A 12884-nucleotide genomic window follows, 5' to 3' on the forward strand; every position below is an offset into this window, starting at 1 on the left:
TGAAAACCCGGGCCGTTTGCGTTTTTTGACTTGCCCAATTCTGTGATTTCGGCGCGACAACCCTGCCCGATTGCTGCTATTCTTGCCGGAAAAGAACAACAGGCCATGGAACGATGATCGAAGCAGACCTCCGCGACCGGATTCTGGAGAAACCGGAAGTCATCCTTGAGGACCGCGATCTGATGCGCGCCCTGATCGCCGCTAATGACCGGGCGCTTGGCAGCAATGTGATCGACCTGCGTGGCATCGCGATGGAGCGGCTGGAAAACCGGCTGGAGCGTCTGGAAGACACCCATCGCACCGTCATTGCCGCGGCCTATGAAAACCTTGCCGGAACCAATCAGGTGCATCGGGCGATCCTGCAGATGCTCGACCCGCTGTCCTTCGAGGAGTTCCTGAAAAGCCTTGCCACCGATGTCGCGCAGACGCTGCGGGTGGATTGCATCCGGCTGGTGCTGGAATCGGTGCAAGAGGCCGATGACCCCGCGCTGCGCCGACTGGGGGATGTGCTGTTCGTGGCCGAACCCGGCTTCATCGCCGATTATGTCAGCGGCGGGCGCAATGTCAGCCTGCGGCCGGTGACGCTGCGCCAGACGATCCCGACCTCGAACATGATCTATGGCGAAACGGCGGGCTGGATCCGGTCTGAGGCGCTGCTGCGGCTGGATTTTGGCAAGGGGCGGCTGCCGGGCCTTCTGGCGATGGGGTCGGAAGACCCCCACCATTTCAAACCCACCCATGGCACCGATCTGCTAGCCTTTTTCGGCGGCACATTTGAGCGGACGATGCGCCGCTGGCTGTCGTGACGCTGGCCATTTCCCCCGCGGCGCGGGCCGCGCTGGACGAATGGCTGACCCATCTGCGCGCGCTGGACGGCCGGGCCGAAAAAACCATCACCGCCTATGGTGCCGACGTGCGGGGCTGGCTGTCCTTTCTGGCGCATCACCGCGGCGGGACCGAGGGGCTTTCCGGTCTGATCACCGTGCCGATCACCGATCTGCGCGCCTGGATGGCGCATGAACGCGGGCGGGGTGTTTCGGCGCGGTCGGTGGCGCGGGCGCTGTCGGCGGTCAAGGGCTTTACCGCTTGGCTGGCCGACCGCCAGGGGGGCGACGCCACGGCCATCCTGTCGGCCCGCGCCCCGCGCTTTCAGAAAAAGCTGCCGCGTCCGCTGACCATCGAAGGTGCGGCCGAAGTGTTGGAGAGCGTGGGCGATGACGCGCGCGAACCCTGGATCGCCGCGCGCGATACCGCTGTAGTGACGCTGCTTTACGGCTGCGGTTTGCGGATCTCCGAGGCGCTGGGTCTGACCGGCGCCGACCATCCCCTGCCCGAGGTGCTGCGGATTCGCGGCAAGGGCGGCAAGGAACGGCTGGTGCCGGTGTTGCCCGCCGCCCGCGCCTCGGTTGCGGCCTATGTCGCGCAATGCCCGTATGACCTGACGCCCGAGGGCGCCTTGTTCCGTGGCACGCGGGGCGGCCCCTTGAACCCGCGCCTCATCGCCGCGGCGATGGAGCGGACGCGCAACCGTCTGGGCCTGCCCGCCAGCGCCACGCCCCACGCTCTGCGCCACAGCTTTGCCACGCACCTTCTGGGGGCGGGCGGCGATCTGCGCGCGATTCAGGAACTTTTGGGCCATGCTTCGCTTTCCACCACCCAAGCCTATACGGGTGTCGATGCCGCGCGATTGATGGAAGTCTATGAACGCGCACATCCGCGCGCCTGAATGGTTGCTTTTCCGGGCCGGATGAAGGATCAAGGCCGCATGTCGATGCGTATCAAGGCTCTTCTCGTTCACCTTTTCACTGCCACCGGCGCGGTGCTGGCCATGCTTGCCATGCTCGAAGCCGTGGATGGCAAGTGGGATATGATGTTCCTCTGGCTGGTGGTGGCCCTGTTTGTGGACGGGGTCGATGGCCCGCTGGCCCGCAAATATGACGTCAAGCACAACTGGCCCACCTATGATGGCCAGCTGCTCGACCTCATCATCGACTATCTGACCTATGTGTTCATCCCCGCCTTCGCCTTGTTCAAATCGGGGCTGCTGCCGGGCTGGACGGGCTGGATTGCGATTATCGTCATCACCTACGGGTCGGTGGTCTATTTCGTCGATACGCGGATGAAGACCAAGGACTGGTCCTTTGCGGGCTTCCCGGCCTGCTGGAACATGGTGGTGCTGGTCATGTTCGCGCTGCGGCCTGAACAATGGGTGATTCTGGCCATTGTGATCGCGCTGACCGTGGCGATGTTCACCAACCTGAAATTCGTCCACCCCACTCGGACGCAGCGCTGGCATGCCGTGACCCTGCCGATCTCCATCGCCTGGACGGTCTTTGCCGGCTGGGCGGCATGGCTTGATTTCCATCCCGGCAGCTGGGCGCATTGGGGGCTGGTGGCGACCTCGCTTTACCTGACCTTCGCGGGCATTGCCCAGCAGATCATTCCAGAGCGCAAAGCCGCCTGAGGGCAGGGGGCAACGCCCCCTTCGGGTTCAGAACACCACGCCCATCCGCAGGATGAAACAGCCGAACGCGCGGTTTTCCGTCGTGCGGACGACCGCGTATGATTGCGGCGCATGGGCGTAGAAATCCTGCCGCTCGATCGACCGGGCCTTCGCGCCTTCGGGCAGGGCCGCGCCGATCACCTCCAAAGCCTCAAGATGCACCGGGTCGGGCGTGTCGCCCGCGCCGTCCCGCTGCATCCAGAGCGCGCCGTAATCGGTAAATCCGTCCAGCGGCATCAGCCCGGTGATCAGGCGCAGCGCCTCGACCACATTCAGGCCCGGCAGCTCGACCACGCGGCCGCTGCGGGTGGGCAAGGCATGGGCCGGGTAGTTGCTGTCTACCACCGCCAGCTCATCGCCATGGCCCATCCGCATCAGCACATCCATCAGATCGGGCGTGACGCGCGGGTCGATTCCTTTCAGCATTCCATCTCTCCTGCCAGCCGGGGCCGGGTTGAGCGCGGGGGCAAAACCCGGTATGCCCGGCGCAAATTCCAGAGGAGAAAAGCATGGACACGGCGGCGGTGGAAGCGCTGTTCACGCGTTCGGGGGGGGATTACCTCTTTGCCCGCTGGGGGCGGCCGATCGTGCCGGTGGTCTTTGGTGTCGATGATGCCACGCTGTCGGTGGTCAAGGGCGCGGTCGAGGCGGTGGTGATGCTGGCCGGGCATCGCATGGCCGAAACCGACCCCGAGCTGGGCGCCAATCTGATGATCTTCTTCTTCCGCGACTGGGCCGAGCTGCCGCAGGTGCCGAACCTCGACCGGCTGGTGCCGGATCTGGTGCCGCTCTGCGACCGGCTGGCGGTGGCCGATGCCAACCAATACCGCATCTTCCGCTTTGACCCGGACGGGGCCGTCAAGGCCGCCTTTGTCTTCATCCGCATGGATCAGGCGCTCTCGGATGTGCCTGCGGAAACGCTGGCGCTGGTGCAGGCGGTGCAGACCATCCTCCTGTGGTCGGACCGTGCCTTTACCGACCAGTCGCCGCTGGCCAAGGTGGGGGAAACGGTGATCCTGCGCCCCGACATCGGCGCGCTGATCCGCGCCGCCTATGACCCGATCCTGCCGCCTGTGGCGCGCGATGCAAGCCACGCCTTGCGCCTTGCCGCCCGCGTGGCCCGCGCAGGGCACTGAGATGCATCGCCACCCTGTCCGCGTCTATTACGAGGATACCGACCTTGCCGGGATCGTCTATTACGCGAATTACCTGAAATTCATCGAACGCGGGCGCAGCGAATGGGTGCGCGCCCGCGGGGTGGATCAGGTGCAGATCAAGGTCGATCTGGGCATCGTCTTTGCGGTGCGCCGGGTGGTCGCCGATTACCTCAGCCCCGCGCGCTTTGACGATCAGCTGACCGTGACCACCGAACTGCGGGCGCTTGGCGGCGCGCGGATCGACCTTTTCCAGCGGGTGCTGCGGGGGGATGATCTGCTGTTCACCGCCGAGGTGACGTTGGTCTGCCTTGGCCCGGAGGGTCGCGCCGCGCGGCTGCCCGCGGGCGTCAGATCGCGTCTTGAGGGCGATTTGCCGAAAAACGCATGACGGCTATGCGTCAGGCGCATGGGCGGCAATCCGCATTCTGACGAGGTTGTGTTGGCAATCCCCCTCAAAACCCGCTAGAATCACCTGTAATAACGGGGCCGGATAGAGCCTCTGGAACAGAACGAGCAGGCGTAATGAACACGGAAACCCTTGCGGTGGCGCAGGAGATCGATTTCTCCATGCTCGCCCTTTTTGCACGCGCAACCCTGACGGTGAAGTTCGTCATGATCAGCTTGCTGGTCATGTCCTTCTGGTCGTGGTCGATCATCATTCGCAAACACCTGATGTTCCGCGCCGCCCGCGCCGAGGCCGAGATCTTTGATCGCGCCTTCTGGTCGGGTGAGCCGCTGGATGAGCTGTTTGAAAAGATCGGTCCCACCCCGGAGGGCCAAAGCGAAAAGATCTTTGCCGCCGGCATGATCGAATGGCGCCGCAGCCACCGCGCTGATGGTGGCCTGATCGCAGGCGCGCAATCGCGGATTGACCGCGCCATGGACGTGGCCATCGCCCGCGAAAGCGAGACGCTGAACAGTGGTCTGTCGTTCCTTGCGACCGTGGGGTCGACCTCGCCCTTCATCGGGCTGTTCGGCACGGTCTACGGGATCATGCACGCCTTCACCGAAATCGCCGCGACCAAGAACACCGACCTGGCCACCGTCGCCCCCGGTATTGCCGAGGCGCTGATGGCCACCGGCATCGGTCTGGTTGCCGCCATCCCGGCCGTGGTCTTCTACAACAAGCTCAACGCCGACAGCGAACGCATCCTCGGCGGCTATGAGGCCTTCGCCGACGAATTCGCCACCATCCTTTCTCGCCAGCTGGACGCCTGACCGATGGGGGCCGGGGTCGTCAAGAAATCGGGCGGGGGCGGGCGCCGCGGGCGCCGTCGTGGCACCTCTGCCGCAATGGGTGACATCAACATCACGCCCTTCGTGGACGTGATGCTGGTGCTGCTGATCATCTTCATGGTCGCGGCACCGATGCTGACGGTCGGCGTGCCGATCCAGCTGCCGGAAACCGCTGCCGCCAGCCTGCCCACCGAACAGGAAGAGCCTCTGGCCGTGACTATCGCCGCCGATGGCAAGCTGTTCATCATGAACAGCGAAGTGGCCGAGGGCGAGCTGATCCCGAAACTGGCCGCAATCGCTGCGGAACGCGCCACCGACAAGGTGTTCCTGCGTGCCGATGGCACGGTTCCTTATGAGCGGGTGGCGCAGGTGATGGGCGCGCTCAATGCCGGGGGCTTCCGCAATATCGGTCTGGTGACTGACAGCAACGGCCCGCTGATGGGCGGTGCGGTCGGTGGTGCGGCTGCCGCGCCGAACGAAGGCTGAGGCGGCGGCGATGCTGCGTGACATGGACAGGAGCTTTGTACTCTCGGGGGCGGGACATCTGGTTCTGATCCTCTGGGTACTGTTTGGCGATTTCCTGTTCAGCCCGCCGGAACCCGAAGAGATGACGGTGACTTCGGTTTCCATGATCTCTTCCGCCGAATTTGACGCCATGATGAGCGGGGCCGCCGCCCCGTCAGAGACGCAGGCGACCGAGGACCCCGCGGCCGAGGCGCTGCCGGACACCCCGCCGCCGCCGCGCCCCGAACGCCCGGCCGAGCCGGTGACCGAAGAGGTTGCCGCCGCCGAGCCGCCGCCAGCGCCCGACGCGCCCGCCGAACCCGTGGCCGAGGACATCCCCGAGGCGGATATCGCCCAGCCCTTTGACGTGCCCGAACCCGTGGCCCCGCCGGCCGAACAGGAACAGCCGGTGGCGGTGCCGCCGACCTCGATCCAGCCGCGGCCGCGGCCCTCTACCCGCGTGGCGCCCACCCCGCAGGACGCCCCGCCCGAGGATGTGCCCGAGGCCGAGGAAGTCCAGCAGGCGGTGAGCGAGGACGCTCCGCCTGAAGCCCCGGTCGTGGAAGAGACACAAGAGGCAGCCGCCCCCGAGGAAGCCTCGACCGAGATCGTGACCGAGGCGACCGAGACGGAAGAGGCCCCTGCATTGGCGCCAACCGCCTCGATGCGGCCGAAATCGCGTCCGCGGGCGCCGCAAACGCCGGTGGAGACCCCGCCCGAAACCGAAACCGCCAGCGCCGCCGAAACGACGACCCCCGCGGAAGACCTGAGCCCCGCCGTCGACCAGCAGGCGACTGAAGACGCCGTGGCCGAGGCCCTGGCCGCCGCTGCTGCCGAAAGCAGCACCTCGGACGCCGCGTCTGAAAGCGCCGCTTCGGATAGCCCGGCCTCCTCTTCCTCGGCCCCCTCCGGGTCGCTTGCGGCCAACGGTCCGCCGATGTCGGCAGGTGAGAAGGATGCGCTGCGGGTGGCGGTCGAACGCTGCTGGAACGTGGCCGCGCTTTCGACCGAGGCGCAGCGCACCACCGTTTCGGTGCGGGTCAAGCTGGGGGCGGACAAGAAGCCGGTCGCCACGACCATCGAGCTTGCGGAATCCAACGGATCACCCGCAGCAACCCGGCAGGCCTTTGAAGCGGCGCGCCGTGCGATCCTGCGCTGTGGGGCCAAGGGCTTTCCGCTGCCGGATGAAAAGTTCGACACGTGGAAAGACCTGAAGCTGGTGTTTGATTCACGGGGGGTGGGCCTGTAAGCCCGGCCTTGGCAGCCCTGTCGCAGAAATGCGACAGGGGCCTGTCACAGAATTGCAAGCCGGGCTAAACCGGCGCCAAACCGGGGTTGCGGCCATCCGTCGCCCCTTGATGCAGGAACGGGACGGGCCGGACAGACGTTCGGCCCCAGGAACAGGAAAGAGGGTCAGATGAGCCGCCTTCGCCATCTTCTCAGCGCCGCTGCCGTTGCGGTTGCCTTCGTGTCGGGGGTGGGTTTGTCCACCGCGGCGCGGGCTGAACTTACCATCACGCTGGGCACCCCGGTGATCGAGCCCATGCCCTTCGCGCTGCCCTCCTTCGTGGATGAAGGCGGTGCAGGCGGGATGGCGGGCGATATCAGCGCCGTGGTCGCGGCTGACCTGATCGGAACGGGCCTGTTTGAGCAGATCCCGCCGAACGCCTATATCCAGCAGGTCACGTCGTTTGATGCGCCGGTGTCTTATCCCGACTGGCAGGCCATCAATGCCCAGGCGCTGATCACCGGCGCGGTACAGGCAGGCGGCGGTCAGGTTGCCGTCAAATTCTGTCTGCATGACGTCTTCGCCAACAACACGCTGGGCGAATGCCTGCAATTCGCGGGCGATGCGGGCAGCTGGCGCCGCGTGGCGCATAAAGTGGCCGATGCCGTCTATAGCCGCATCACCGGCGAGACCGGCTATTTCGACAGCCGCGTCGTCTTTGTCGCGGAAAGCGGTCCGAAGAACCAGCGCCAGAAGCGCCTCGCGGTGATGGATTACGATGGCGCCAATGTCAGCTACCTGACCGACAGCTCCTCGATCGTGCTGGCACCGCGCTTTTCGCCTGCGGGGGATCGCATCCTCTTCACCTCTTACTCCTCGGGCTTCCCGCAGATCTATCTGATGGATGTGGCCAGCCTGCAGATCCGGTCGCTTGGCGAACAGCCCGGCACCATGACCTTCGCGCCCCGCTTTTCGCCCGATGGCAGCCGCGTGGTCTTCAGCCTGGAACGTGGCGGCAATACCGACATCTACCTGCTCGACATCAACTCGGGCAGCCTGTCGCAGCTGACCAATGCGCCTTCGATCGAAACCGCGCCCTCGTTTAGCCCTGATGGCAGCCAGATCGTGTTTGAAAGCGACCGCTCGGGCGGTCAGCAGATCTACATCATGTCCGCATCGGGCGGCGAGCCGCGCCGTGTTTCGGGCGGGGCAGGGCGCTATGGCACGCCGGTCTGGTCGCCGCGCGGTGACTATATCGCCTTCACCAAGCAAAATCAGGGCCGCTTCCACATCGGCGTCATGCTGACCGACGGCAGCGAAGAAAAACTGCTGACCTCCTCTTATCTGGATGAAGGCCCGACCTGGGCGCCGAACGGCAGGGTGATCATGTTCACTCGCCAACCCCCGGGCGAAGGCAGCCCGCAGCTCTGGACGGTGGATACCACGGGCCGCGTTCTCCGCCCGGTCCAGACGGAAACCGCCGCCTCGGATCCGGCCTGGTCACCGCTGCTGCCCTGAGCGTGAATTCATGCGCCGCCGATTCCCCCGGCGGCGCAAAGCTGCTAGACATAGACGAACATCCGGGCCCGATCGGCCACAAGGAAGAAGGAAAACACCATGGCGTATGTTACCAAGGCTCTGCTGATCGTGGCCGCGCTCGGCCTTGCAGCCTGCAAGAACCCTGATCGTTACGGCGCGGGCGGCGCCGGTGGCATGGGCGGGGCCGGCGGCTATGGCGCGGGCGGCGTGAATGGACAGGGCCTTGGCGGGCCGAGCGATCCGACCTCGATCGCCTATTTCCAGCAGACGCTGGGGGACCGCGTGTTCTTCCTTGTTGACCAGTCGAGCCTGAGCGATGAGGCCCGCGGCATCCTGACCCGTCAGGCCCAGTGGCTGCAACAGAATGCCGACTATGCCATCATCATCGAAGGCCATGCCGACGAACAGGGCACCCGCGAATACAACCTTGCGCTTGGCGCCCGTCGTGCTTCGGCCGTGCAGGACTTCCTGATTTCGCAAGGCGTGTCGCCGAACCGCATGCGCACCGTGTCTTATGGCAAAGAGCGCCCGGTCGAGGTTTGTGCCGCGGAAGCCTGCTTTGCCAAGAACCGCCGCGCCGTGACGGTTCTGTCGATGGGCGCGGGGGCCTGATCCCATGAAGCTGCGCGTTCTCGCGCTGGCTGTGATGCTGTTGCCCGGTCTGGCCCATGGTCAGGATCGGGCGCAGACTCTGGCCGATATCAAGGCCGAACTCGCCGCCCTGAACGGCGAGTTCAATGCCCTGAAATCGGAACTGATGACCTCGGGCGCCGTGACCAGCGGTGCCGCAGGGGGATCGGCCTTGCAGCGCATGGATTCCATCGAACAGGCGCTGGTGCGGCTGACAGCCAAGACCGAAGAGGTCGAGCTGAAGCTGAACCGCGTCGTCTCGGACGGTACCAACCGTCTGGGTGACTTGGAATTCCGGGTGACGGAACTGGAAGGCGGCGACATCGGCGCCATCCCCGAAACGCCGCCTCTGGGTGGTGACACTGCCGCAGCTGCGCCTGCCGTAGCGCCCGCGGTTCCCGAACAGACCCCGACTTCCGGGGGGGCCGAGCTTGCCATCGGCGAACAGGAAAGTTTCGACCGGGCCAAGGGGGTGCTCGGTCAAGGTGACTTTCGTGCCGCCGCGCAAGAGTTTGATACCTTTGCCCAATCCTATCCTGGCAGCCCGCTGATGCAGGAAGCGCAGATCCTGAAAGGGGATGCGCTGAAGCAGATGGGGGACACCGCGAATGCCGCCCGTGCCTATCTTGATGCCTTTTCGGGCAAGCCGGACGGTGGACAGGCGGCGACGGCGCTGCTGAAACTGGGCGTATCGCTGGCCGATCTGGGCCAGACGGCCGAGGCCTGCGTCACCCTGTCGGAGGTGGGCGTGCGCTTCCCGGCCAGCCCCGCCGCGACCGAAGCGCAGGGCAAGCTGGCGGGGATGGCCTGCCCGTGACGGCGACCGAGGCCGCGCCGCTGGCTGCGGTGGCCCGATGGATGGACAGCGTTTCTCCCGCCCGGGTCGGCATTGCCGTCTCGGGCGGTGGCGATTCTGTGGCCCTGCTGCATCTGGCGCATTGCGCGGCACCGGGGCGGGTTGCGGCTGTAACGGTCGACCACGGGCTGCGCGCCGCATCTGCCGATGAGGCCCGGCAGATGGCCGAGTATTGCGCCGACTTGGGTGTGCCGCACCGGGTGCTGTGCTGGTCCGGCCCTGCCGACAGCGGCAATCTGATGGCGCAGGCCCGGCAAGCGCGGTTCGCGCTGATTGCGTCCTGGGCGCAAGAACAGGGGCTGGGCTGTGTGGCGCTTGGCCATACTCTGGACGATCAGGCCGAAAGCTTTCTGATGAACCTGGGCCGCGCGGCGGGCCTTGATGGCCTGTCGGGCATGCGCGCCGATTGGCAGGCCGCGGGGGTCCGCTGGTGCAGGCCGCTGTTGGCCATCGCCCGTGCCGATCTGCGCGCTTACCTGCGTGGGCAAGGGATCAGCTGGATCGACGACCCCACGAATGAGGATGACCGCTTTGCCCGTGTCCGTGCGCGCCGGGCTGTGGCGGCTCTGCGCCCGGTGGCCGATCTGCAGGCGATTGGTCGCAGCATCGCCCATCTGGCCGCTCTGCGGGCCGATCTGACCCGCGCGCTTGGCGCTTGGGTGGCCGCGCATGTGACCGAGCGGGCAGGCGCCTTGACCTTCGACCGGGTTGCCTGGGCGGCGCTGCTGCCCGATCTGCGGCGGCGGCTGATCCCCGCCATTCTGCGCTGGATGACCGGCGCCGAACATCCCCCGCGTGAGGCGCAGCTTGCGCGGCTGATCGACGCGCTTTTGGCGGGGCAGGGGGGCACGCTGGGGGGCGTGCGTTTTCGGGCCAAAGGCAATCACATCTCTGTCATGCGGGAACCGCGCGCCGTGGCGGGCCTGTCGGTGCCCTGCCATGGTGCGGGCGGGCGCTGGGACGGGCGCTGGCGTCTGACCGGACCTGCGGCCAAGGGTGAGGAAATCCGGGCGCTTGGCGCCCAAGGCTTGGCACTTTGCCCCGACTGGCGCACGACGGGCAACCCGCGCGAAGCGCTGATCGTTTCCCCTGCCATCTGGGAGGGGGCGCGCCTTGTTGCGGCCCCCTTGGCCGGAAAAAGTGGCGGATGGGTGGCGGAACCCGATCCTTCCTTCGGAATGTTCATCTTATCACATTGAACCCCCGCCCCAGATGTCTATTTTAGATCCAAAGACGCGCGCGGTCCCCCTGCGCGCGCCCGATGCCAAGGAGTTCCCTCGTGGGTAACGCACGTAATATCGCTTTCTGGGTGGTGTTGTTCCTGTTGATCCTGACGTTGTTCAATATGTTCAACGGATCGACGACCACCGCTGCCTCACGCAACCTCTCCTATTCCGAATTCATCCAGAGGGTGGAGGAAGGTCAGGTCGCCAGCGTGACGCTGGATGGCGAACGCGTGCTGGTGCGTGGCAAGGATGGCAATACCTACGGCACCATCAAGCCGAGCGAGGAGGATGTATCCCAGCGTCTGCTCGCCAAGGGTGTGGAAATCCGCGTCGAGCCGCAGGAACAATCGGGCTTCATGTCGCTGCTGGGCGTCTGGCTGCCCTTCATCGTGCTGATCGGCATCTGGATCTTCTTCATGAACCGCATGCAGGGCGGCGGGCGCGGCGGTGCCATGGGGTTTGGCAAATCGCGGGCCAAGCTGCTGACCGAAAAGCACGGCCGCGTCACCTTTGACGACGTGGCCGGCATCGACGAAGCCAAGGAAGAGCTGGAAGAGATTGTGGAATTCCTGCGTAATCCGCAGAAATTCTCGCGCCTTGGCGGCAAGATCCCCAAGGGCGCGCTGCTGGTTGGTCCGCCCGGCACGGGTAAAACGCTGCTTGCCCGTGCCATCGCGGGTGAGGCGGGCGTGCCGTTCTTCACCATCTCGGGTTCCGACTTTGTCGAAATGTTCGTGGGGGTGGGTGCAAGCCGCGTCCGCGACATGTTCGAACAGGCCAAGAAGAACGCACCCTGCATCGTTTTCATCGACGAGATTGACGCCGTGGGCCGTGCGCGTGGCGTGGGCATCGGTGGCGGCAACGATGAACGCGAACAGACGCTGAACCAGCTGCTGGTCGAGATGGACGGGTTCGAGGCCAACGAAGGCGTGATCATCGTGGCGGCGACCAACCGCAAGGATGTGCTGGACCCGGCGCTGCTGCGTCCCGGCCGCTTTGACCGCCAGATCCATGTTCCCAACCCCGATATCAAGGGCCGCGAAAAGATCCTGACCGTGCATGCCCGCAAGGTGCCGCTGGGGCCGGATGTCGATCTTCGCACCATCGCGCGCGGCACGCCGGGCTTTTCGGGGGCCGATCTGATGAACCTCGTGAACGAGGCCGCACTGATGGCGGCTCGTGTCGGGCGCCGCTTCGTCACCATGGACGATTTCGAAAATGCCAAGGACAAGGTGATGATGGGGGCGCAGCGCCGCAGCATGGTGCTGACGCAGGACCAGAAGGAAAAGACCGCCTATCACGAAGCGGGCCATGCCATCGTCGGTCTGGCGCTGCCGAAATGCGATCCGGTCTACAAGGCCACGATCATCCCGCGCGGCGGCGCGCTTGGCATGGTCGTCAGCCTGCCCGAAATGGACCGCCTGAACATGCACAAGGATGAGGCCAAGCAGAAGATCGCCATGACCATGGCGGGCAAGGCGGCCGAGATCATCAAATACGGCGAGGAGGGCGTGTCCTCGGGTCCGGCGGGCGATATCCAGCAGGCTTCGTCGCTGGCGCGCGCCATGGTGATGCGCTGGGGCATGTCGGATGTGGTCGGCAATGTGGACTATGCCGAGGCGCATGAGGGCTATCAGGGCAATACCGGCGGCTTCTCGGTTTCGGCGGAAACCAAGCAGCTGATCGAGGCCGAGGTAAAGCGCCTGATCGAAGACGGCTATCAGGAAGCCCGTCGCATCCTGCTTGAGAAGGAAATCGAATTCGAGCGTCTGGCCCAGGGCCTGCTTGAATACGAAACCCTGACCGGCGATGAGATCCGCAAGGTCGTGGCAGGTGAAAAACTGGGTGGTGAGGATGCGGGTGGTCCTGGCGACGGCGGGGCCTCGATCATCGCGATCCCCAAGACCAAACCCAAGAGCGGCAAGCCCGATGCTGGGCTTGAGCCCGAGCCGATGGCCTGAGGCGTGGCCGCGCAGATGACAGATTGGAACCCCGGGGCCTATGC

The 12884-nt window shown here is 65.5% G+C and carries 14 protein-coding genes; 13 read left to right on the plus strand and 1 reads right to left on the minus strand.

Features of this window, described 5'->3' with window-relative positions; genetic code table 11:
• Nucleotides 1-113 precede the first annotated feature (113 nt).
• Genes IE101_RS15870 through IE101_RS15880 form a run of 3 tightly spaced genes read left to right on the plus strand, consistent with a single transcriptional unit; the run spans nucleotide 114 to nucleotide 2464 of the window.
• The gene (locus IE101_RS15870; RefSeq protein ID WP_189634824.1) at nucleotides 114-806 is read left to right on the plus strand and encodes a DUF484 family protein; all 693 of its coding nucleotides are present in this window, start codon (nucleotides 114-116) and stop codon (nucleotides 804-806) included.
• Nucleotides 803-1726, plus strand: a complete 924-nt coding sequence (locus tag IE101_RS15875) for a tyrosine recombinase XerC (RefSeq protein WP_189634825.1) — start codon at nucleotides 803-805, stop codon at nucleotides 1724-1726. Before IE101_RS15870 ends, IE101_RS15875 begins: the two co-directional genes overlap by 4 nt.
• A gap of 21 nt (nucleotides 1727-1747) precedes the next feature.
• Nucleotides 1748-2464 carry a CDP-alcohol phosphatidyltransferase family protein gene (locus IE101_RS15880; RefSeq protein ID WP_189634866.1) on the plus strand — a complete coding sequence of 239 codons (717 nt, stop codon included), beginning with the start codon at nucleotides 1748-1750 and terminating at the stop codon, nucleotides 2462-2464.
• Nucleotides 2465-2491: 27 nt separating this feature from the next.
• Here the strand turns inward: IE101_RS15880 and IE101_RS15885 are convergent, their stop codons facing one another.
• Complete coding sequence (locus IE101_RS15885; protein WP_189634826.1) at nucleotides 2492-2929, minus strand: RbsD/FucU family protein; 438 nt, start codon at nucleotides 2927-2929, stop codon at nucleotides 2492-2494.
• Nucleotides 2930-3012: 83 nt separating this feature from the next.
• Here IE101_RS15885 and IE101_RS15890 point away from each other — a divergent pair, with 83 nt between their 5' ends.
• From IE101_RS15890 to ftsH, 10 genes are all read left to right on the plus strand, one after another.
• Nucleotides 3013-3639, plus strand: a complete 627-nt coding sequence (locus IE101_RS15890) for a hypothetical protein (protein ID WP_189634827.1) — start codon at nucleotides 3013-3015, stop codon at nucleotides 3637-3639.
• Nucleotide 3640: 1 nt separating this feature from the next.
• Nucleotides 3641-4048 (plus strand): tol-pal system-associated acyl-CoA thioesterase, encoded by a 408-nt coding sequence (gene ybgC / locus IE101_RS15895; protein ID WP_189634828.1) that lies wholly within the window; start codon nucleotides 3641-3643, stop codon nucleotides 4046-4048.
• Nucleotides 4049-4182: 134 nt separating this feature from the next.
• Complete coding sequence (gene tolQ, locus IE101_RS15900; RefSeq protein WP_189634829.1) at nucleotides 4183-4878, plus strand: protein TolQ; 696 nt, start codon at nucleotides 4183-4185, stop codon at nucleotides 4876-4878.
• Nucleotides 4879-4881: 3 nt separating this feature from the next.
• Nucleotides 4882-5382, plus strand: a complete 501-nt coding sequence (gene tolR, locus IE101_RS15905) for a protein TolR (RefSeq protein WP_189634830.1) — start codon at nucleotides 4882-4884, stop codon at nucleotides 5380-5382.
• A 10-nt stretch (nucleotides 5383-5392) separates the two neighbouring features.
• Complete coding sequence (tolA, locus tag IE101_RS15910) at nucleotides 5393-6649, plus strand: cell envelope integrity protein TolA (RefSeq protein WP_229804236.1); 1257 nt, start codon at nucleotides 5393-5395, stop codon at nucleotides 6647-6649.
• Nucleotides 6650-6817: 168 nt separating this feature from the next.
• Entirely contained in the window at nucleotides 6818-8146 is a 1329-nt protein-coding gene (tolB, locus tag IE101_RS15915) for a Tol-Pal system beta propeller repeat protein TolB (protein WP_189634831.1), read from the plus strand.
• A gap of 99 nt (nucleotides 8147-8245) precedes the next feature.
• Nucleotides 8246-8779, plus strand: coding sequence for a peptidoglycan-associated lipoprotein Pal (gene pal, locus IE101_RS15920; protein WP_189634832.1), 534 nt, complete (start codon nucleotides 8246-8248; stop codon nucleotides 8777-8779).
• Nucleotides 8780-8783: 4 nt separating this feature from the next.
• Nucleotides 8784-9614, plus strand: a complete 831-nt coding sequence (gene ybgF / locus IE101_RS15925; RefSeq protein WP_189634833.1) for a tol-pal system protein YbgF — start codon at nucleotides 8784-8786, stop codon at nucleotides 9612-9614.
• Nucleotides 9611-10852: a tRNA lysidine(34) synthetase TilS gene (gene tilS / locus IE101_RS15930; RefSeq protein WP_229804240.1), complete on the plus strand. Its 1242-nt coding sequence runs from the start codon at nucleotides 9611-9613 to the stop codon at nucleotides 10850-10852. The genes ybgF and tilS overlap by 4 nt, the downstream gene beginning before the upstream one ends.
• Nucleotides 10853-10932: 80 nt before the next feature.
• The gene (gene ftsH / locus IE101_RS15935) at nucleotides 10933-12840 is read left to right on the plus strand and encodes an ATP-dependent zinc metalloprotease FtsH (RefSeq protein WP_308429877.1); all 1908 of its coding nucleotides are present in this window, start codon (nucleotides 10933-10935) and stop codon (nucleotides 12838-12840) included.
• The last annotated feature ends 44 nt before the right edge of the window (nucleotides 12841-12884 follow it).

This window comes from Gemmobacter lanyuensis (assembly GCF_014652355.1).
GTDB lineage: Bacteria > Pseudomonadota > Alphaproteobacteria > Rhodobacterales > Rhodobacteraceae > Gemmobacter > Gemmobacter lanyuensis.

Coding starts and splice junctions, on each gene's coding strand:
- IE101_RS15870 (WP_189634824.1), top strand. CDS start 114: ATGATCGAAGCAGACCTCCGCGACCGGATTCTGGAGAAACCGGAAGTC.
- IE101_RS15880 (WP_189634866.1), top strand. CDS start 1,748: ATGAAGGATCAAGGCCGCATGTCGATGCGTATCAAGGCTCTTCTCGTT.
- IE101_RS15885 (WP_189634826.1), bottom strand. CDS start 2,929: ATGCTGAAAGGAATCGACCCGCGCGTCACGCCCGATCTGATGGATGTG.
- IE101_RS15890 (WP_189634827.1), top strand. CDS start 3,013: ATGGACACGGCGGCGGTGGAAGCGCTGTTCACGCGTTCGGGGGGGGAT.
- ybgC (WP_189634828.1), top strand. CDS start 3,641: ATGCATCGCCACCCTGTCCGCGTCTATTACGAGGATACCGACCTTGCC.
- tolQ (WP_189634829.1), top strand. CDS start 4,183: ATGAACACGGAAACCCTTGCGGTGGCGCAGGAGATCGATTTCTCCATG.
- tolR (WP_189634830.1), top strand. CDS start 4,882: ATGGGGGCCGGGGTCGTCAAGAAATCGGGCGGGGGCGGGCGCCGCGGG.
- tolA (WP_229804236.1), top strand. CDS start 5,393: ATGCTGCGTGACATGGACAGGAGCTTTGTACTCTCGGGGGCGGGACAT.
- tolB (WP_189634831.1), top strand. CDS start 6,818: ATGAGCCGCCTTCGCCATCTTCTCAGCGCCGCTGCCGTTGCGGTTGCC.
- pal (WP_189634832.1), top strand. CDS start 8,246: ATGGCGTATGTTACCAAGGCTCTGCTGATCGTGGCCGCGCTCGGCCTT.
- ybgF (WP_189634833.1), top strand. CDS start 8,784: ATGAAGCTGCGCGTTCTCGCGCTGGCTGTGATGCTGTTGCCCGGTCTG.